Source organism: Streptomyces sp. CNS606, from assembly GCF_000426325.1.
Map to the genome: position 1 here is coordinate 93,315 of NZ_AUFD01000020.1, position 19,999 is coordinate 113,313.

General features: G+C 72.4%; 14 protein-coding genes and 1 pseudogene. 14 read left to right on the forward strand and 1 reads right to left on the reverse strand.

The genetic code is table 11. The features are described from left to right. Nucleotides 1-48: 48 nt before the first annotated feature. From K304_RS0115565 to K304_RS0115630, 14 genes and pseudogenes are all read left to right on the forward strand, one after another. A complete protein-coding gene (locus K304_RS0115565; RefSeq protein ID WP_027764499.1) occupies nucleotides 49-342 on the forward strand; it encodes a hypothetical protein in 294 nt (97 codons plus the stop codon). A 158-nt stretch (nucleotides 343-500) separates the two neighbouring features. Beyond that, nucleotides 501-1,361, forward strand: a complete 861-nt coding sequence (locus K304_RS0115570; protein WP_027764500.1) for a hypothetical protein — start codon at nucleotides 501-503, stop codon at nucleotides 1,359-1,361. A gap of 23 nt (nucleotides 1,362-1,384) precedes the next feature. Continuing rightward, complete coding sequence (locus K304_RS0115575; RefSeq protein WP_027764501.1) at nucleotides 1,385-3,310, forward strand: fumarate reductase/succinate dehydrogenase flavoprotein subunit; 1,926 nt, start codon at nucleotides 1,385-1,387, stop codon at nucleotides 3,308-3,310. A gap of 215 nt (nucleotides 3,311-3,525) precedes the next feature. Then, nucleotides 3,526-4,287 (forward strand): annotated as a pseudogene (locus K304_RS0115580) (succinate dehydrogenase/fumarate reductase iron-sulfur subunit); the annotation flags it as partial. Nucleotides 4,288-4,534: 247 nt separating this feature from the next. Beyond that, nucleotides 4,535-5,128 carry a hypothetical protein gene (locus tag K304_RS0115585; protein ID WP_027764503.1) on the forward strand — a complete coding sequence of 198 codons (594 nt, stop codon included), beginning with the start codon at nucleotides 4,535-4,537 and terminating at the stop codon, nucleotides 5,126-5,128. A 231-nt stretch (nucleotides 5,129-5,359) separates the two neighbouring features. Next, nucleotides 5,360-6,463 (forward strand): LacI family DNA-binding transcriptional regulator, encoded by a 1,104-nt coding sequence (locus tag K304_RS0115590; RefSeq protein ID WP_027764504.1) that lies wholly within the window; start codon nucleotides 5,360-5,362, stop codon nucleotides 6,461-6,463. 138 nt (nucleotides 6,464-6,601) lie between these two features. Further along, the gene (locus tag K304_RS0115595; RefSeq protein WP_037790591.1) at nucleotides 6,602-7,879 is read left to right on the forward strand and encodes a sugar ABC transporter substrate-binding protein; all 1,278 of its coding nucleotides are present in this window, start codon (nucleotides 6,602-6,604) and stop codon (nucleotides 7,877-7,879) included. 131 nt (nucleotides 7,880-8,010) lie between these two features. After that, nucleotides 8,011-8,883 (forward strand): carbohydrate ABC transporter permease, encoded by an 873-nt coding sequence (locus K304_RS29300; protein ID WP_486591687.1) that lies wholly within the window; start codon nucleotides 8,011-8,013, stop codon nucleotides 8,881-8,883. Further along, a complete protein-coding gene (locus K304_RS0115605; protein WP_051308497.1) occupies nucleotides 8,880-9,764 on the forward strand; it encodes a carbohydrate ABC transporter permease in 885 nt (294 codons plus the stop codon). The genes K304_RS29300 and K304_RS0115605 overlap by 4 nt, the downstream gene beginning before the upstream one ends. A 190-nt stretch (nucleotides 9,765-9,954) precedes the next feature. After that, on the forward strand, nucleotides 9,955-11,811 hold the full coding sequence (locus tag K304_RS0115610; RefSeq protein WP_027764507.1) for a GH39 family glycosyl hydrolase: 1,857 nt from the start codon (nucleotides 9,955-9,957) through the stop codon (nucleotides 11,809-11,811). A 134-nt stretch (nucleotides 11,812-11,945) separates the two neighbouring features. Then, nucleotides 11,946-13,370, forward strand: coding sequence for a glucoamylase family protein (locus K304_RS0115615; RefSeq protein WP_027764508.1), 1,425 nt, complete (start codon nucleotides 11,946-11,948; stop codon nucleotides 13,368-13,370). Nucleotides 13,371-13,430: 60 nt separating this feature from the next. Continuing rightward, nucleotides 13,431-14,843: a sulfatase family protein gene (locus K304_RS0115620; RefSeq protein ID WP_027764509.1), complete on the forward strand. Its 1,413-nt coding sequence runs from the start codon at nucleotides 13,431-13,433 to the stop codon at nucleotides 14,841-14,843. A gap of 263 nt (nucleotides 14,844-15,106) precedes the next feature. Continuing rightward, on the forward strand, nucleotides 15,107-15,958 hold the full coding sequence (locus tag K304_RS0115625) for a formylglycine-generating enzyme family protein (protein WP_486591688.1): 852 nt from the start codon (nucleotides 15,107-15,109) through the stop codon (nucleotides 15,956-15,958). 192 nt (nucleotides 15,959-16,150) lie between these two features. Beyond that, nucleotides 16,151-17,965 (forward strand): serine hydrolase, encoded by a 1,815-nt coding sequence (locus K304_RS0115630; protein ID WP_078529176.1) that lies wholly within the window; start codon nucleotides 16,151-16,153, stop codon nucleotides 17,963-17,965. Between the two features lie 76 nt (nucleotides 17,966-18,041). Here the strand turns inward: K304_RS0115630 and K304_RS29305 are convergent, their stop codons facing one another. After that, nucleotides 18,042-19,874: an ATP-binding SpoIIE family protein phosphatase gene (locus K304_RS29305; protein ID WP_078529178.1), complete on the reverse strand. Its 1,833-nt coding sequence runs from the start codon at nucleotides 19,872-19,874 to the stop codon at nucleotides 18,042-18,044. Between the last annotated feature and the right edge of the window lie 125 nt (nucleotides 19,875-19,999).

The window sequence follows — 19,999 nt, forward strand, 5'->3', positions numbered from 1 at the left end:
TGGCGGACCAGCCGAGCCACCCGCACCGAAGCGGAGGTGCCCCAGCACATGACCCTGCAGGACGACATGACCAGCGTCCAGCGTTGCCTGGACGATCTCACCCGTTGTGTGACCCGCCTGGAACAACAGGTCGGCAGCGGACTGGAGATGAGGCGGGTACGCAGCGACGCCGAGCACCTGCGGGAATCCCTGGCGCTGCTCCGGGCCGCCACCGGCGGCACGGAGGCGTCACCCGCTCCGCGTCCCGAGATGGTGACCATCCCCGACGCGCCGTACGACGCGGCGCTGTGGACGGACGCGGAGGACGAGGGGCTCGGCGCACGGGACCGGCACGCGCCCTGATACCCGGCCGCGCCGGGGTGCACGCCGCGTTGACGCAGGCGTGACCCCGGCGCGCGCCGGCGCGTTGGCCACCCGCCCGGCCCACCGCCGTGCCCGGCCACGCGCCGCCGCGTCCCCCGCGCAACCGCCCGCCACCCTCCCCTCGACGGAGTCGACCCTTGGCCACCGGAACCACACACCCCACCGAGCCCACGGGGCCGGACAGCCCCGGACCCCGTTCCGCGCCCGGCGGCGTCACCGACGCCCCCGGGCGCGCCGCGATTCCGCAGCGCCACCTGCGCGTGGACCGCTGGTGGCTGCCGCCGGCCGCCACCGCCGCCGGCCTGCTGGCGTTCATCGTCTACTCGACGTGGCGCGCCTTCGCGAACGCCGACTACTACGCGGCGCCGTACGTCTCGCCGTTCTACTCGCCCTGCCTGGCGGAGAGCTGCGTGCCCATGAAGGGCGGCCCGAACTGGGAGATCTTCGGCAGCTGGTGGGGGCTGTCGCCCGCGCTGCTGATCCTGATCTTCCCGCTCGGCTTCCGGCTGACGTGCTACTACTACCGCAAGGCGTACTACCGCGGCTTCTGGGCGTCGCCCCCGGCCTGCGCGGTCGCGGAGCCCCACGCGAAGTACAGCGGCGAGACCCGCTTCCCGCTGATCCTCCAGAACCTGCACCGGTACTTCTTCTACGCCGCGCTGCTGGTCGCCGTCATCCTCACCTGGGACACCGCGCTCGCCTTCCGCAACGCGGACTACGAGTGGGGCCACATGGGCCTGGGCACCCTGGTGTTCGTCGCGAACATCGTGCTCATCTGGCTCTACACCCTCTCCTGCCACTCCTGCCGCCACATCATCGGCGGGCGACTCAAGCACTTCTCCAAGCACCCGGTGCGATACCGCATGTGGGGCTGGGTCGGGAAGCTCAACGCCCGCCACATGCTGCTCGCCTGGGCGTCGCTGATCAGCGTGGCGCTGGCGGACCTGTACGTGTACCTGCTGGCCATCGGGGCGTTCGACGACCCGCGGTTCTTCTGATTCGAGAGGACAGCGAAGACAAGATGACGCAAGTCGAACGCCAGCAGTGGGACGTGGTGATCGTCGGCGCCGGCGGCGCCGGGCTGCGCGCCGCCATCGAGGCGCGCGAACAGGGCATGCGGACGGCGGTGATCTGCAAGTCGCTGTTCGGCAAGGCGCACACGGTCATGGCCGAGGGCGGCATCGCCGCCAGCATGGGCAACGTCAACTCCGGCGACAACTGGCAGGTCCACTTCCGCGACACGATGCGCGGCGGCAAGTTCCTCAACCAGTGGCGGATGGCCGAACTGCACGCCAAGGAGGCCCCGGACCGCGTCTGGGAGCTGGAGACCTGGGGTGCGCTCTTCGACCGCACCAAGGACGGGAAGATCTCCCAGCGGAACTTCGGCGGCCACGAGTACCCGCGCCTCGCGCACGTCGGCGACCGTACGGGCCTGGAGCTGATCCGCACCCTCCAGCAGAAGATCGTGTCGCTCCAGCAGGAGGACTTCGAGGAGTCCGGCGACTACGAGGCCCGGCTGAAGGTCTTCCAGGAGTGCACGGTCACCCGCGTGCTCAAGGACGGCTCCGCCGACAACAGGGTGGCCGGCACCTTCTGCTACGAACGCGAGTCCGGCCGGTTCTTCGTGCTGGAGTCTCCCGCGGTGGTGCTGGCCACCGGAGGCATCGGCAAGTCGTTCAAGGTGACGTCCAACTCCTGGGAGTACACCGGCGACGGCCACGCGCTGGCGCTGCTGGCCGGTGCGTCGCTGATCAACATGGAGTTCGTGCAGTTCCATCCCACGGGGATGGTCTGGCCGCCTTCGGTGAAGGGCATCCTGGTCACCGAGTCCGTGCGCGGCGACGGCGGCGTGCTCAAGAACTCCGACGGCAAGCGCTTCATGTTCGACTACGTGCCGGACGTCTTCAAGGACAAGTACGCCACCTCCGAGGAGGAGGCGGACGGCTGGTACACCGACCCGGACAAGAACCGGCGCCCGCCCGAGCTGCTCCCCCGCGACGAGGTGGCCCGCGCCATCAACTCCGAGGTCAAGGCCGGACGCGGCACCCCGCACGGCGGCGTCTTCCTCGACGTCTCCACCCGCATGCCGGCCGAGGAGATCCAGCGGCGGCTGCCCTCGATGCACCACCAGTTCAAGGAGCTGGCGGACGTCGACATCACCGCACAGCCGATGGAGGTCGGCCCCACCTGCCACTACGTCATGGGCGGCGTGGACGTCGACCCCGACACCGGCGAGGCGACCGGCGTGCCCGGGCTGTACGCCGCGGGCGAGGTGTCCGGCGGCATGCACGGCTCCAACCGGCTGGGCGGCAACTCCCTCTCCGACCTGCTGGTCTTCGGGCGCCGGGCGGGCCTGTACGCCGCCGAGCACGCCAGGAGCACGGCGCCGGACGCCCGTCCGGTGGTGGACGACGCCGAGATCGACGCGGCGGCGGCGGAGGCGCTCCGGCCGTTCAGCGCCGAGGAGACGGCCTCCGCCGAGACGGGCGAGAACCCGTACACCATCCACCAGGAACTCCAGCAGGCGATGAACGACCTGGTCGGCATCATCCGCCGGGACGAGGAGATGGCGCAGGCGCTCCAGCGTCTCGGCGAGCTGCGGCTGCGCGCGGCCCGCGCGGGCGTGGAGGGGCACCGCCAGTTCAACCCGGGCTGGCACCTGGCCATCGACCTGCGGAACATGCTGCTGGTCAGCGAATGCGTGGCGCGTGCCGCGCTGGAACGCACCGAGTCGCGCGGCGGCCACACACGCGACGACCACCCGGACATGGCCCACGACTGGCGGAAGGTCAACCTCGTCTGCTCGCTGGCGGACGACGACGAGGGGCCGGGGCAGATCGCGCTGCGTCGCCGCGACATGCCGCCGATCCGTGCGGATCTGCTGGGGCTCTTCGAGAAGGAGGAGCTGATCAAGTACCTGACGGACGAGGAGCTGACCGACCAGTGAGCAGCACGAGCGGCACCACCAGTGGAGCCATGGCCGACGGTCCGGACCGCGCCCCGGACGACGACCGGGAGCGCGAGCCGGCGATCGCCCGCGAGAGCGACGCGGGCGCGATGGGCGAGGCCACCCAGGCGCCGGGCGGCGGTGGCCTGAAGGACGCTGCCGGCGGCGAGCCGCGTGACGGCCGCGCCCCGTCCGCCGGCGGCACGTCCGCAAGCAGCAGCTACCAGGCGCACTTCCGGGTGTGGCGCGGCGACACCGAGGGCGGCGGCCTGGAGGACTTCACCGTCGAGGTGCACGAGGGCGAGGTCGTCCTCGACATCATCCACCGGCTCCAGGCCACCCAGGCGCCCGACCTCGCCGTGCGCTGGAACTGCAAGGCGGGCAAGTGCGGTTCGTGCAGCGCGGAGATCAACGGCAGGCCGCGGCTGCTGTGCATGACGCGGATGTCGGTCTTCAGCCCGGCCGACACCATCACGGTCACGCCGATGCGCACCTTCCCGGTGATCCGCGATCTGGTCACGGACGTGTCCTTCAACTACACCAAGGCGCGCGAGGTGCCGTCCTTCGTGCCGCCGAAGGGTGTGGCGCCGGGCGAGTACCGGATGCAGCAGGAGGACGTCGCGCGGTCGCAGGAGTTCCGCAAGTGCATCGAGTGCTTCCTGTGCCAGGACACCTGCCACGTGGTGCGTGACCACGAGGAGAACAAGGAGTCCTTCGCGGGCCCCCGTTTCCTCATGCGGATCGCCGAGCTCGACATGCACCCGCTGGACGCCGCCGAGGAGAACGGCCTGGACCGCAAGACCACCGCGCAGGACGAGCACGGCCTCGGCTACTGCAACATCACCAAGTGCTGCACGGAGGTGTGCCCGGAGGGCATCAAGATCACCGACAACGCCCTGATCCCGCTCAAGGAGCGGGCCGCGGACCGCAAGTACGACCCCCTGGTCTGGCTCGGGAACAAGATCCGCCGCCGTTAGGGCGTGCTGTCCGGCGGGCCCTCGGGCCCGCCGGACGGGACCAGGGGGGCGGGGTCCGTGGAGGAACCCCGGCGCCGATGCGACGGCTTGGTGACCGAAGCGTGGAAGGTCACGCCGCACCGCCCGCCGCGGCGGTGATCTGCGTCACGATGAGGCGACCGCCGGGCCTGCCGGGTCCGTCGGTCCGGCCCCAACCCCACGTCCGGGGCCGGTGCGCAACTTCCCCCCACAGGAAGGAAGCACCCTCATGTCGTTGCTTTCCCGCACGAGCCGCCGCTCCGGCATCGCGGTGGCGACCGGAGCCGCAGGCTGTCTCACGGCCCTGAGCGTGATCGCCCCGGCGTCCGCCGCCACGGCGCCTCCCACGGTCGAGCGGGCCCCCGCGTCGCAGCAGCAGGCCGCCGGTCTCACCCCCGGCCAGATGCTCAACCGCGCGGACTCCTGGCTGACGGCCAACAACGGTTCCCAGGTGCCCTACAGCCAGACCCGGACGTGGTCCGACGGATACCGCCAGGACTGCTCGGGATACGTCTCGATGACGCTGGGCCTGGCGAAGCCCGGCCCCAACACGGTCGGACTCGCCGGCAGCCGGGACCTCACCACGCCGATCAAGCTCAAGAACCTGAAACCCGGCGACCTGCTCATCGACGCCGACGGCTCGAACACCACACGCCACGTGGTGATCTTCGAGAAGTGGACGGACGCCTCGCACAGCGCCTACTCCGCCTACGAGCAGCGTGGCGGGCACGGCACGGACCACCGCGTGCTCGACTACGGCCTCGGCGCCGGCAGCGAGTACAAGCCCTACCGTCCGGTGAAGCTCGCCGGCGTCGCCCCCTAGAGGCCACAAATCGGAGGCGCTGCCGTCCGCGAGTCGGCAGTACGGCACGAGTGTGGCGGGGCGGCCGGGCGGCAAGGACCGACTCCCGGCCGCCCCGCCGCGCCGTCTCCGGCCGCCGGGCGGGCCGGAGGGGAGCCCGCCCGGACGGGGCCGGCGCGCCTTGCCCGGCGCTGAGGGAGCGACGTAGCCTGAGCGCTCTTTCGTCAGAGCAAGCAGGTGAGCGTCGTTCCAGTGAGTGCTCCCACCGTGTACGACGTCGCCGAGCAGGCCGGCGTCTCGATCGCCACCGTCTCCCGCGTCTACCGCAACCCGGAGTCCGTGCGGGCCGGCACCCGCGCCAAGGTGATGGCCGCCGCCCGCACTCTCGGCTACGTCCCCAGCGGGAGCGCCCGCGGCCTCGCCAGCCGCACGACGCGCGTGCTGGGGCTGTGCTTCCCGGACTACGCCGATCCCGATGCCGAGGACCCGGACGGGGAGTCCGACGGCGCCCCCGACGGGTCGGAGCTGATGCTGTACTCCGACGAGATCATCCGCGGCATGGAACGGGCCGCACGGCGCCGGGGCTACGCCCTGCTGATCGCCGCCTCGCTCGCCGAGGGTCCCGAGAACCTGGTCGCGGAGGTCGCCGGCCGCGTCGACGGGTTCGCCGTGCTGTCCCAGACGGTGCCGGTCGAGGACCTGGAGGTGATCGCCCGGCGGCTGCCGGTCGTGATGCTCGCCGGGCCGCGCGAGGACGCGTCACTGGACCACCTCGACCACATCGAGGTGGCGAACCGCGACGGGGAGCTGGCGCTGACCCGGCACCTGATCGCCGACCACGGGCTGCGGCGGCTGGCGTTCGTCGGCAGCACCCCGGACTCGCCCGACGGCGAAGCGCGCTTCCGCGGTTTCCAGGCGGCGCACCGGGAGGCCGGCCTGCCGGTGCCCGAGCGGCCGGACGTCCGGGCGGAGTTGACGCAGGCGGAGGGACACCGGGCCGTCGGCGAGCTGCTTGCCGTGGGGGGCTCCGGTGAGCGCCCGGAAGGCGTCGTCTTCGCCAACGACCAGATGGCGGTGGGCGCCCTGGCCGCGCTGCGACGACGCGGGGTGCGTGTGCCGGAGGACCTGGCCGTGGTGGGCTTCGACGGGATTCCGCTCGGCCGGCTGGTGACCCCGGCGCTGACGACGGTGCGGCAGCCGATGCGGCGGCTGGGCGAGAAGGCCGTGGAACTGCTGGTGGCGCGCCTGGAGGACCGCAAGGCGGAGCCGGTGTCCGTGGTGCTCCCGGTGTCGGTGATCCGGCGGAGAAGCTGCGGCTGCGACGACGGAAGCTCGGATTCCGTTACCTATTCGTAATACACGGGGACCTTGCGACCCGCCCGCCGGGACGAGTTATGTATGCGCTTACAAGCGCTCCACCCCCCACACCCCGCCAGCGTCCCCACAACGCCGGGTCCCCCGCCAGCTCCCGCTCCAAGCCCTCAGGAGGAGCCGATGAAGCTCATCCCCCGTCTTCCCACGGCGTCCCGTCCACGCACCACCCTGGCGGCCGTCACCGCTGCGAGTGCGCTGCTGCTGACCGCCTGCGGCGGCAGCGGCGGCGACGGCGAGCAGAAAGCCGCGGACGAGAAGCAGACCCTCACCGTCTGGGGCATGGGCGAGGAGGGCAAGCACCTGCAGACGCTCGGCGAGGAGTTCGAGAAGGAGAACCCGAACATCACCGTCGAGGTCACCCCGATCGGCTGGGACGTGGTGCACCAGAAGCTGATCTCCGCCGTCGCGGCGGGCGAGCTGCCGGACATGGCACAGATGGGCAGCACCATGATGGGCGAGTTCATCGCGCTGGACGCGCTGGAGCCCGTGGACACCCGGACCTTCCAGAAGTCCGACTTCTTCCCCGCGGCCTGGGAGGGGAACGTCAAGGACGGCGAGACGTACGGCGTCCCCTGGTACGTGGACACCCGCGTGCTGTACTACCGCACCGACCTGGCGGAGAAGGCCGGGATCGACGAGGCGCCCGAGACGTGGGAGGACATGAGCTCCCTGGCCTCCGGCTACAAGGAGAAGGCCGGGACCCAGTGGGGCGCCTACCTCCAGCCGTCCAACACCGGCGCGTGGCAGACGTTCGTACCGTTCCTGTTCTCCGCCGGCGGCTCGCTGCTCGGCGAGGACGGCAAGCCCGCGCTGAACTCCCCCGAGACCGTCGAGGCGCTCACCGAGTACGGCGCCTACGCCGAGAAGGGCCTCTCCGCCAAGAGCGTGCCGCCCGGCTTCGACCCGGTGAAGACCTTCGGCAACGACCGCACGCCGATGTTCGTCTCCGGACCGTGGATCGTGAACCTGCTGAACGAGCAGCAGCCGCAGATCAAGGGCGACTGGGCGGCCGTGCCGCTGCCGGCCGGCCCCGACGGCGGCAAGTCCTGGGTCGGCGGCTCCAGCCTGGTGACCTTCGCCGACAGCGGGCACAAGGCCGCTGCCGAGAAGTTCACCGCCTACCTGACCGGCACGAAGGAACAGGCCGACTGGTACGAGATGTCCAGCTCGCTTCCCGCGAACCAGGCCGCCTGGGACGAGCCGGAGGTCTCCGGCACCAAGGGCCTCGACGTCTTCCGCACCCAACTGGAGAGCTCCGAGCCCATCCCGCCGATGGAGAAGTGGGAGGAGTTCGCCGCGAAGGTCGACGAGGCCGTCTCCCGCGTCACCCAGAAGGGCGAGGACCCGAAGAAGGCCGCCGCCTGGCTCCAGCAGGCCACCGAGGGCCTGGCGGGCTGAGGCCGATGTCCGCGACCACCGCCTCCGGGCCGCCCGGCACCACCGGCCCCACCCCCCGGCGCACGGCGAAGCAGCCGACCGCGCCGGGGGCGGGGCGGGGGCCGCGGCGCCCCCGGCGCGACAGGCTCAGCATGCAGAACCTCGCCGGGTGGCTCTTCTCCACGCCGTTCCTGGCGGTCTTCGGGACGTTCATGGCGTTCCCGATCCTCGCGACCCTCGTGATGAGCTTCACCAGCTTCGGGCTGCGGGACGTCACCGACCCGTTCGGCGCGGAGTTCATCGGCCTGGAGAACTACACCCGGCTCTTCGAGGACGAGAAGTTCACCACGGCGCTGTTCAACACCGCCTACTTCGTCGTCCTCGGGGTGCCGCTCACCGTGGGGACCGGGCTCGCCGCCGCCGTCCTGCTCAACTCCGGGGTCGAGCGGATGCGCACCTTCTTCCGCGTCGGCTTCTACGCGCCGGTGGTGACCAGCATCGTCGCCGTCGCGGTGGTGTGGCGCTTCGTGCTCGACCCGGCCGACGGGCTGATCGCCGGCCTGGCCGCCGAAGTCGGGCTGGACGGGCCGAACTTCCTCGGCTCCGAGATCCTCGCCATGCCCTCGCTGATCGTGATGGCGGTGTGGCGCAACCTCGGGACCGCGATGGTCCTGTTCCTCGCGGGCCTCCAGGCCATCCCCACCGAGGTGCGGGAGGCGGCACGCATCGACGGCGCCGGCATCTGGCAGGAGTTCCGCCGCATCACCGTGCCGCTGCTGCGCCCGACCATGCTCTACGTGTCGGTCATGACCTCGATCGCCTTCCTCAACGTCTTCGAGGAGCCGTTCGTGATGACCGACGGCGGCCCGGGCGACAGCACGCTCACCGTGTCGCTGCACATGTACCAGGAGGGCTTCGACTTCTTCCACATGGGCTACGCCAGCTCCATGGCGTACGTGCTGTTCACCGTGATCCTCGCGATCACGCTGCTCCAGCTCCGTCTGCTGAGGGACAGGACGCGATGACCACCACCGCACCCGGCGCATCCGCCGGACACCAGGCCGCCCGTCGACGCCGCAACGCCGCCCGCCTGCGCAGAGGACTCGTCTACGCCGGGCTGACGGCCGGGGTGGTCGCCATGCTGGCGCCGTTCGTCTGGATGGTGCTGTCCGCCTTCAAGACCGACCGCGAACTGGGCGCCAGCCCCACCGTCTGGATTCCCACGCAGTGGACGCTCGAGCACTTCCGGGAACTGCTCGACCTGCTCGACATGGGGCTCCACTTCTTCAACTCCACCCTGGTGGCGGTGGCGGTGACGGTCTGCAACCTGGTCTTCTGCTCGATGCTCGGCTACGCGCTGGCCAAGCTGAACTTCCTCGGCCGGGGCCCGGTGTTCGCGGTCGTGCTGGGCGCGCTGATGGTGCCCAGCACGCTCATGCTGATGCCGATGTTCGTGATGATGAGCAGGATGGGCCTGATCGACAGCTACGCGGCACTGATCCTGCCGTTCGCGGCCGGCGCCTTCGGGGTCTTCCTGATGCGGCAGTTCATGCTGTCGGTGCCGGACGAACTCCTGGAGGCCGCGCGGATCGACGGGGCGAGCGAGTGGTACATCTTCTGGCGCATCGCGATGCCGCTGGTCAAGCCCGCGCTGGCGACGCTGACGATCTTCACCTTCCTCGGCTCCTGGAACAACTTCCTCTGGCCGCTGGTCGCGACCAACGACCCCGACCGGTACACACTGCCGGTGGCCCTGGCCACCTTCGCCATCGACCCGACGAAGGCGGACGGCTCCAACGGCGTGCTGATGGCCGGCGCGTTCCTGGTGGTGCTGCCGGTGCTGCTGGTCTTCGTCGTGCTCCAGCGGTACTTCACCCAGGGCATCGCCACCGCCGGACTCAAGTAGCCCGCCGGAGGCGGTCACCCGCACGCGTCCGTCCCACCGTCCCGTCCCGTCTCGTCCCCTGACGTCCCGTCTCGTCCCGTCCCCTCTCGTCCCGACCCGCGTCCCGTTCCTTCCCGGGACATACGCCCATCGCGCATCGTGGGGCCTGAGCACGGCCGCGATGTAAGCGCATCCATGGAGGTTCCCCCACATGACCGAGAAGAACGCCCGCCTCGACTGGGAGCAGCGCATCGGCCTCCCGAGCGACCGGCCGCTGACCGGCACCGCCGACCTGCCCGCCCCCACCGGGCTGCGCTCCCAGGACGGCACCGGACACGTGCTGCTGGACTGGCAGCCGGTGCCGGGCGCGCTCGGCTACCTGGTGTACCGCTCGGCCTCGGTCGACGGCCCCTACGAACCCCTCGACCACCTGGGCGGCGACGTGCTGGCCGTGCCGCACCCGCCGTACGCGGACACCCTGGCCGAAGCCGGCCGCGGCCACTGGTACAAGGTCGCCTCCTGGACCGACGCCGGCCCCGGCCCGATGACCGAGAACCCCGTGTCCGGCTGCCCCGTCGCGCCCGGCACCGCCCCCGCGCAGGTGACCGTCACCGCCAACGCCGCCGCCCCCACCGAGCCGCTGCCCGGGGTGTGGAACCGGATGATCGGCGCCGAGCACCTGTCGATGCTCACCTGGCCGGAAGGCCCCGGCCCCGGCGGATCCGACGTCGCCGCCGAGTACGCCCGGGCGCTCGGCATCGTCCGCGACGAACTGGGCGTCCGCACGGTCCGCGCGCACGGCACGTTCCTGCCGGAGTGCGTCCAGGTGCGCGAGGACGGCTCGTTCGACTTCTCCGGCCTGGACGAGGTGTACGACCGCTTCCTGGCCACCGGCCTCAAGCCGGTCGTCGAACTCTCCTTCATGCCCGCCGAACTGGCCGCGGAGCCGGACTACACCGTCTTCGAGTACCGGGGCATCGCCTCCGTCCCGCGCAACTGGGAGCGCTGGGCGGCGCTCTGCGGCGACCTCACCCGGCACCTGCGCGAACGGTACGGCGCCGACGAGGTGGCGACCTGGGAGTTCGAGGTCTGGAACGAGGCCAACCTCGAGGTGTTCTGGAACGGCACGCAGGAGCAGTACCACCTGCTGTACGAGAAGGCCGTGCGCGCCATCAAGGCCGTCGACCCGCGCATCCCCGTCGGCGGCCCCTCCTCGGCGGCGGCCGGCTGGGTCGGCCCGCTGCTGGAGTACTGCCGCGAGCACGACGTGCCGATCGACTTCGTCTCCACCCACACCTACGGCAACGCCCCGCTCGACTTCCGCCCGCAGACCCGGTCGTTCGCCGAGGCCACCGGCAAACCGGAACCGGAGATCCTGTGGACCGAGTGGGGCGTCACCCCCACCCACTTCCACCGGGTCAGCGACTCCGTCTTCGCCGCCCCCTTCGTGCTGCGCGGCATGAAGAGCGCGCTGGCCTCCACCGACTGCCTGGCCTACTGGGTGGCCACCGACCACTTCGAGGAGCTGGGCCGCCCGCCGAGGCTCTTCCACGGCGGCTTCGGCCTGCTGACGGTCGGCAACCTGCGCAAGCCGCGCTTCTGGGCCCTCGACCTGCTGAACCGGCTCGCCGGCGGCCGGATGCCGGTGGACGTCGCGGGCGACGGCGCCGGAGCACTGACCGAGGCCCTCGCCACCCGCGCCGACGACACCTCCACGGTCGACGTCCTGGTGTGGAACGGCACTCTGGACCAGTCGAAGATCGACGGCGCCCGCGCACTGGACCGCACGGCGACGGTGCGCGTCACCGGGCTCGCGCCGGGTGCCTCGTACGCGGTGGGCGTACGGGCGGTGGACCAGCAGCACGGCAACCTCAAGGCCCTGTGGGACGAGCTGAACGAGACCGGCGCCGACTGGCCCGACGAGCGGCAGTGGACGCGGCTGCGGGAGGCCGACCGGCTGCCCGAGGAATCGCTGCCCGCCGTGACGGCCGACGGCGACGGCACCGTCGAGGTGACCGTCGACCTGCCGATGCCCGGAATCCGGGCGCTGCGCCTGACCCGGGCCTGAGCCCGGCATGAGGCGCCCCGCATGACGTCCGGGGCCCGGCCCTGACACCGGGCCCCGGTCTCCCCTCCCCCACCCCCCCCCCCCCCCCCCCCCACACACACCCCTCACCCCGCACACCGAAGGAGTCGCACACCGTGGAACGACGTACCTTCCTCGGCGCCGGAGCGGGCGCCACGGCGGCGCTCGCGCTGGCCGCCCCCGTCGCAGCGAACAGCGCCCCCGCCGTCCCCGCAGGGGCACCGCGCGGCCGGGACACCGAGGCGCTGCTGCGCCGCTGGTTCCGGGACACCTACCGGTCCCTGGACGCCATGTACACCGACTTCGGTCTCACCACCGACAAGATCGACGTGAGCGGCGACGCGCCGGTGCAGAGCACCAACACCTCGCCCACCAACATCGGCTGCGGCCTGTGGGCCACGGTCGCCGCCGCCCGCCTCGGCGTCGTCGACGGGGACGCGATGCGCCGCCGCCTGAGGCGCACGGTCGCCGCCGTGGAGCGGCTGGAACGCGCCCACGGATTCTGGCTCAACTGGTACGACGCGCACACCGGCGAGGTGCTCACCGAGTGGCCGGAGACCGGCGACCCGGTCCGCCCGTTCCTGTCGTCGGTGGACAACGCCTGGCTGGTCACCGGGCTGCGCATCGCCGCCGACGCCGACCCGGCCCTGCGGCCGCGCGTCCGGGCTCTGCTGGCCGACGCGGACTGGTCGTTCTACTACACGCCCTTCGACGCCGACGACCCGGTGCAGCACCCGGGCCAGCTCAAGGGCGGCTACTGGACCGACGACGACACCTACACCGGCCACTGGTACGGCGCGCTCAACACCGAGCCCCGCATGGCCAGTTACCTCGGCATCGCCGACGGCACGGTGCCCGGCGAGCACTACTGGCACGTTTTCCGCACCCTGCTGCCCGGCATGGGCCAGGAGCAGGAGCCGGCCGGCGAGTGGGCGGAGGTCGACGGCTTCCGCGTGTGGCGCGGCCACTACACCTACCGCGGGAAGAAGATCGTGCCGTCCTGGGGCGGGTCGATGTTCGAGGCGCTGATGGTGCCGCTGTTCGTGCCCGAGGGCGAGTGGTCGCCGCACTCGTGGGGCGTCAACCACCGGCGGCACGTGTGGAGTCAGATCGAGCACGGGCTGCGCGAGGAGGACTACGGCTACTGGGGCTTCTCCCCCGCCAACGTCCCGGCCGGCGGGTACAGCGAGTACGGGGTCGACGCCGTCGGCATGCAGACGGAGGGCTACACCTCCAAGGGCGTCGTCACGCCGCACGCCTCCTTCCTCGCCATGCCGTTCGCCCGCGGGCACGCCGTCGCCAACCTGCTCCGCATCGAACGGGACTTCGACGCGTACCACGACGGGCTCGGCTTCCGCGACTCCGTCGACGTGCGCGACGGCACCGTCAGCGGCGCGATGCTCGCCCTCGACCAGGGCATGATCGCCGCCGCGCTGGCGCAGGTGCTCCGGCCCGGCACGCTGCAGCGCCCGTTCCGGCGGGGCGGCTTCGCCCGGCGCGTGCGGCCCCTGCTGCGGCGGGAGGACTTCGGCATAGCGTAGGCCCGCCCGGGCCCCGCCCCGCCTCGCCTCGCCTCTCGCCCCGCACGGAACGGAGTACGCGTGCCCTCCACCGCCCAGCCGCCCAACCTGCTGCTGTTCATGACCGACGACCACGCGGTGCCGGCCATCGGCGCGTACGGCAGCGCGTTGTGCCGTACCCCGGCGGTCGACCGGCTGGCGGCGGAGGGCATGCGCTTCGACAACACCTTCTGCACCAACGCGATCTGCACTCCCGCGCGCGCGACGCTGCTCACCGGCACCTACGGTCACGTCAACGGCATGACCTCGCTCCAGGCGCCGGACCACGTCTTCGACGCGACGCAGCCGTCGTTCCCCGAGATGCTCCAGGCCGCCGGCTACCAGACGGCCCTCGTCGGCAAGTGGCATCTCGGGCACGGCGGCGACAGCGACCCGCGCGGCTTCGACCACTGGGAGATCCTCCCCGAACACGGCGTCTACCACGACCCGACGTTCCTCACGGCGGACGGCTCACGCACCTACCAGGGTTACGTCACGGACGTCATCACCGACCTGGCGCTGCGGTGGCTGGACCGGCGCGACAGGGACCGGCCGTTCGCCCTGCTCGTGCAGCACAAGGCGCCGCACCGCGCGTTCGAGCCCGCGGAGCGGCACCTGCGGCTGTACGAGGACCGGGACATGCCGGTACCGGCCACCCTGCACGACGACTACGGCGGCGGCCGTGTCCCCGAGGCCGCCGAGGCGCGGATGCGGATGTCCGACCTCCAGGACTTCGACCTCAAGGCCCCCGTGCCGGAGGGGCTTTCGGAGCGGGAGGAACGGGAGTGGCGCTACCAGCGCTACATCAAGGACTACCTGCGGGTCGTCGCCGCCCTGGACGAGAACGTGGGCCGGGTGCTGCACTACCTCGACGTCGCGGGGCTGGAGGACGGGACGGCCGTCGCGTACACCTCCGACCACGGGTTCTTCCTCGGGGAGCACGGCTGGTTCGACAAGCGCTTCATGTACGACCCGTCCCTGCGGATTCCGCTGGTGGTGCGGTGGCCCGGACTGGTCGCCCCGGGAACGGTGAACGACGACCTGGTGGCCAACATCGACTTCGCGCCGACGCTGCTGGACCTGGCCGGCGTGGACGCGCACCCGCGGATGCAGGGGCGCAGCATCCGCCCGCTGCTGGAGGGGCACACCCCCGCGGACTGGCGGTCGTCTGTGTACTACCGGTACTGGATGCACATGGACCACGACCACGGCGTCCCCGCCAGCTACGGCGTGCGGACGGCCACACACAAGCTGATCCACTATCCGGGGCACGGCTCCGGCGCCTCGGGAGCGCGGGACGTTCCGCGGGAGCCGGCGTGGGAGCTGTTCGACCTGGAGGCCGACCCGGACGAGCTGCGCAACGTGTACGCCGACCCCGGATACACGGAGGTGCGGCGCGCGCTGGAGGCGGAGCTCTCGGCGCTCCAGCGCCAGTACGGCGACGCCCCCGGCTGAGCCGGGGGACGTACGGCGAGGGCATCCCCCGCGCCAAATCCTCCGCGCGGCCGCGCGGAGGATTTGGCGCGGACGCCCACCGCCGGGAACATGTGCGGAGACCGGCGTGGACGGAGACCGGCGTGGACGGAGAGGCACACAGCGTGAGCGACCCCGCACCCCGCGCCTGCTGCGCGCCCGCCCGCGAGGGTGCGCCCCCCGCCGAAGCACCCCACGCCGCGGCGCCGTCGCACGGCGCGCCGGGCGCCGGACCCGGCGGCGTGATGCGGGAGCCGCACGGCGGGTGGCGTTCCCTCGCGGGCGGTCCCTTCCTCATGGGCTCCGCCGACGGGCCCTACCCCGCCGACGGCGAGGGCCCCGTCCGCGAGGTCGCCGTCTCCCCGTTCTCCCTGGCCGCCACCGCCGTCACCGTCGCCGAGTTCGCCGCCTTCACGGAGGCCACCGGCCACACCACGGACGCCGAACGGTTCGGCTGGTCGTTCGTCTTCGCCGGGTTCCTGCCGCGGGACGCCGCGCCCACCCGCGGCGCCGCGGCCACACCCTGGTGGCGGCAGGTGTTCGGCGCGGACTGGAACCACCCCGAGGGCCCCGGCACGGACACCGCCGCCCGCCGCGACCATCCCGTGGTGCACGTCAGCCACGCCGACGCCGTCGCGTACTGCGCCTGGGCGGGCGTACGCCTTCCCACCGAGGCCGAGTGGGAGTACGCGGCGCGCGGCGGCCTGGAGCAGCAGCCGTTCCCGTGGGGCGCCGAGCGCGACCCGGGCGGGGAGCCGCGGATGAACATCTGGCGCGGCACCTTCCCCGACCGGAACACCGCGGCGGACGGTTACGCCGCCACCTGCCCGGTCGACGCGTTCGAGGCGAACGCGTTCGGACTGTGGAACATGACCGGCAACGTGTGGGAGTGGTGCGCCGACTGGTTCAGCCCCGGCTTCCACAAGCGGGGCCCGCGCACGGACCCGGCCGGGCCGCCCGTCGGGCAGGCCCGGGTGCTGCGCGGCGGCTCGCACCTGTGCCACGAGTCGTACTGCCTGCGCTACCGCACGTCCGCGCGGATGGGGAACACGCCGGACAGCTCCAGCGGCAACACCGGTTTCCGCGTGGCACGCTGAACCCGCGTCGCGGACCGTCCGCGCGTGGTCGTCCCCGGACTCCCCGGCGACTCCCCCACCGGACGACGCCCGTGCCGCCGTCCTCCGTCAGAGGTCGTACCAACGGCGTGTCCGCACGCCGGGGTGCAGATCACCGCGGGCTGACTACGCTGCCGCACGAGTGGCCGGTCGTCGAGAACCCGAGGTGTGGCAATGAGACGTCGTCAGTTCCTGGGCGCAGCGGGTGCGGTGGGTGGCCTGGCCGCGGTGCCGGGCGCGCTGAGCCTCGCGGGGGCGTCGCCGGCGGGGGCGGCACCGGCCCCGTCCGGAGTGCCCGGCCCGCCCACCGTCACGCCCGACGACCTGCGGTTCCGTCCACGGACGCTGCGCCCCGGCAGTCCGCAGCGCGCGGGCCTGCTGGCCGAGCACGTCGCACGGATCACGCCGACGGCCGCCGAGTTCATGGCCCCCGGCCCGGGACGTCCCGAGCCGTCCCATCCCGGCTTCGTGGTCCTCGCCGCGCGGCACGGCGTGATCGTGGAGCACGAGGCGCGCGGTCACGCGCTGCGCTACGCGAGCTGGGACGCGGAGGCGGGCGCGCCGGTCGAACTGCCGCGCGAGGACTGGGTCGACATGCGGCCCGACACGCTCTTCGACATGGCCTCGGTGTCGAAGCTGTACACCTCGGTCGTGCTGACGATCCTCGCCGAACGCGGCGACCTCGACCTCTCCGCGCCGGTGTCGCGGTACCTGCCCGACTTCGCGGCCGCCGACCCGGCGAAGGCACCGGTCACCGTCGAGATGCTGCTGACGCACACCTCCGGCATGAAGGCGTGGATGAGCCTCGCCGACTACCCGGACAACGCGGCGCGGATGGCGGCGATCTACGCCCAGCCGCTGGACTTCGAACCGGGCAGCGACTACACGTACTCCGACCTGAACCTGATCACCGCCGGACGGATCGTGGAGGAGCTGACCGGCAAGGGCCTGGACACCCTGGTCGCCGAGCTGATCACCCGGCCGCTGGGTCTGCGCGACACCGGCTACAACCCGCCGGCCGCCAAGCTGGACCGCGTCGCGGCGACCGAGTACCAGCCGTGGACGGACCGCGGCATGGTGCGCGGCACCGTGCACGACGAGAACGCCTACTACCTCGGCGGCGTCGCCGGCCACGCCGGGGTCTTCTCCACCGCCGCCGACATGGCGGTGTTCGGGCAGATGGTGCTGAACGGCGGCACGTACGGCGGCACCCGGCTGCTCCGGGAGGACACCGTCCGGTCGATGCTGACCAACCGGAACGGGCGGTTCGGCGGCGGCGCGGCGCGCGGTCTGGGCTGGCAGCTGGACCAGCGCTTCTACATGGACTGCCTCAGCTCGCCGGTCGCCTTCGGGCACACCGGATACACCGGCACCTGCCTGGTGGGCGATCCGCTCGAGGGCATGCTGTACGTGCTGCTCACCAACCGGGTCCATCCGACCCGCGAGTGGGGCACGACCAGTTCCTACCGGCGGCAGCCCGCCCGCCGGCTGGGACGCGCGCTGCCGGTTCGTCCGCCCGTCGGCCGGTACGCCTGGTTCTCCGGGCAGGAGGACGAGGCGACCGCCACCCTGGAGGTGCCGCTGCGCCGCCCGGTGCGCGACGACGCCTCGCTGAGCTTCCGGCTCTGGTACGACACCGAGGCCAGCGACGTGTGCACGGTGGAGGCGACCACGGCCGCCGACCCGGGGGACGAGGACTGGCAGCCGGTGCGGCTGGAGCTGCGGGCCGGCGACGACCACCGGTGGGCGGCGGACGACGGCGCGTTCTCCGGCTTCGCGGCGCGCCGCCGGCTGCGCGGACGGGCCGAGCTGCCGGACGGGGTGACCGCGGTGCGCTGGCGGTACGTCACGGACTCGCTCTACCAGGGACGGGGCGTCTACGTGGACGACATCCGGGTGCTCGACGGGCACCGGCCGGTGTTCCTGTCCGTCCGGCCGTGGGACAACGACCGCATCCGTGCGGAGGGCTGGACCGAATCCGCGGACTGATCCCCGCCCGCCCCGCCCGGCCCGTGCCGGCGGCGGGCGGACCCTCCGGAACCGTCCGGGCCCGGCCGGGGTGTGCTCAGAACAGGCTGAGCAGCGCTTCGGTCGGGTCCTTCGGCTTGCTGTCCCCGTCGGGCAGGGCCACCTCGAACCACACCGTCTTGCCGTGCGGTGTGCGCCGGCTGCCCCACGCCTGGCTGAGCAGCTGCACGAGCTGGAGTCCGCGGCCGCCCTCGTCGGTGGCGCGGGCGCGGCGGCGGCGCGGCTGGACCAGGCCGGAGTCCCAGACCTCGCAGACCAGGGTGCGGTCCAGCAGCAGCCGCAGGCGTATCTCGCCCTCGCCGTGCCGCAGCGCGTTGGTGACGAGTTCGCTGACGAGCAGTTCGGTGGTGTCGGCGAGTTCGTTCAGGCCCCAGCCGGCGAGCTGCTCGACGGCCATGTCCCGGGCGCGGGCGACGGACTGCGGCTCGGGTTCGAGGTACCAGTCGCCCACCGACCCGGCGGGCAGGCCGTGCACGCGGGCGACCAGCAACGCGATGTCGTCCTCGCCGTGGTGCACGTCCAGGTCGCCGAGCACCCGGTCGGCCACGTCCTCCAGGGCCTTGGGCGGCCTGGCCAGAGCGCGGCGCAGCGCGTTGAGGCCCTCGTCCAGCGGATGGTCGCGGGACTCGACGAGGCCGTCGGTGTACAGCGCGAACAGCGCGCCGTCCGGCAGTTCCACCTCGACCTGTTCGAACGGCTCGCCGCCGACGCCGAGCGGCACGCCCTTGGGGACCTCCAGCAGCAGCGCCCCGGCGTCCGGGTCGTCGGGGTCCGGCTCCAGCAGGACGGGCGGCAGGTGGCCGGCGTTGGCGAACGTGCAGCGCCGGGTGACCGGGTCGTAGACGGCGTAGGCGCAGGTGGCGAGGTAGACCTCGGCGAGGTCGTCGGCGCTGTTGCTGTGCTGCCAGCGGGCGCGGCGGCGCCGGCTGTCGCTGGGTGCGGCACCGAGCCCCTGGGCGATCTCGTCGAGGGCACCGAGCACTTCGGCCGGTTCGGTGTCCAGCAGCGCCAGCGTGCGCACGGCGGTGCGGAGTTCGCCCATGGCGACGGCGGCGCGCAGACCGCGGCCCATCACGTCGCCGACGACCAACGCGGTGCGGTGACCGGGGAGTTCGATGACGTCGAACCAGTCCCCGCCGACCTCGGTGGCCGGATTGCCCGGCAGGTAGCGGCACGCGATGTCGAGCCCCGCCGCCTCCGGGTTGCCCGGTGGGAGCAGGCTGCGCTGGAGGATGAGCGCCCGCTCGTGCTCGCGCCGGTAGAGGCGGGCGTTGTCGAGGAACACCGCGGCCCGGGCGGCGAGTTCGGCAGCCAGCGCGGCATCCCGTTCGCCGAACGCGCCGCTGCCCTTCGCGCGGGAGAAGTGCGCGAGGCCGAGGACTCGTTCCCGGGCGACCATCGGCACCGCCAGCGTGGACTGCACCACGGCGCCGAACTGCACCGGCACGGAACCGTCGTCGCGGCCGGTGACCCGCTGCACCCGGCCGGTGCGCAGCGCCTCGGCCCCGGCGGAGTCGGCGGCGTAGCAGTGCATGGAGCCGACGGAGACCGGACCGGCGTCGGCGTCGCCGGCGTCGGAGGGCAGGGGCAGCGGCGCGTCGGAGACGGAGCTGGCGAAGGCGACCCGGCGCAGTTCGCCGGTGCCCTCGTTGGCACCGGCCGCGGGCGGTTCGTCGCCGATCAGCACGGCCTGGTACAGGTCGACGGACGCCAGGTCGCAGAACTGCGGCACGGCGACGTCCAGGAGTTCGCGGGCCGTGGTCTCCAGGTCGAGGGTGTTGCCGATGCGCGCTCCGGCGGCGTTCAGCAGCGCCAGGGCACGCCGTACGTCGTCGGGCTTGCCTGCCGCCTCGACTGGGATGTCACTCAACGCCGCCCCTTCCCTCACCGGTGTCCGCCCGGGTCGGAGCATTGTCGCAGGTCCGTGCCCACGCGCCATACCCTTCCCGGTCACTGCACACGTTCTTCCGGTATTCGGCGGAACGCCCGCAGGCA

Bases quoted from the DNA above. Each gene is read 5' to 3' on its own strand.
- K304_RS0115565 (WP_027764499.1), top strand. From the start codon at position 49: ATGACCCTGCAGGACGACATGACCAGCGTCCAGCGTTGCCTGGACGAT.
- K304_RS0115575 (WP_027764501.1), top strand. From the start codon at position 1,385: ATGACGCAAGTCGAACGCCAGCAGTGGGACGTGGTGATCGTCGGCGCC.
- K304_RS0115585 (WP_027764503.1), top strand. From the start codon at position 4,535: ATGTCGTTGCTTTCCCGCACGAGCCGCCGCTCCGGCATCGCGGTGGCG.
- K304_RS0115595 (WP_037790591.1), top strand. From the start codon at position 6,602: ATGAAGCTCATCCCCCGTCTTCCCACGGCGTCCCGTCCACGCACCACC.
- K304_RS29300 (WP_486591687.1), top strand. From the start codon at position 8,011: ATGCAGAACCTCGCCGGGTGGCTCTTCTCCACGCCGTTCCTGGCGGTC.
- K304_RS0115605 (WP_051308497.1), top strand. From the start codon at position 8,880: ATGACCACCACCGCACCCGGCGCATCCGCCGGACACCAGGCCGCCCGT.
- K304_RS0115610 (WP_027764507.1), top strand. From the start codon at position 9,955: ATGACCGAGAAGAACGCCCGCCTCGACTGGGAGCAGCGCATCGGCCTC.
- K304_RS0115625 (WP_486591688.1), top strand. From the start codon at position 15,107: ATGCGGGAGCCGCACGGCGGGTGGCGTTCCCTCGCGGGCGGTCCCTTC.
- K304_RS0115630 (WP_078529176.1), top strand. From the start codon at position 16,151: ATGAGACGTCGTCAGTTCCTGGGCGCAGCGGGTGCGGTGGGTGGCCTG.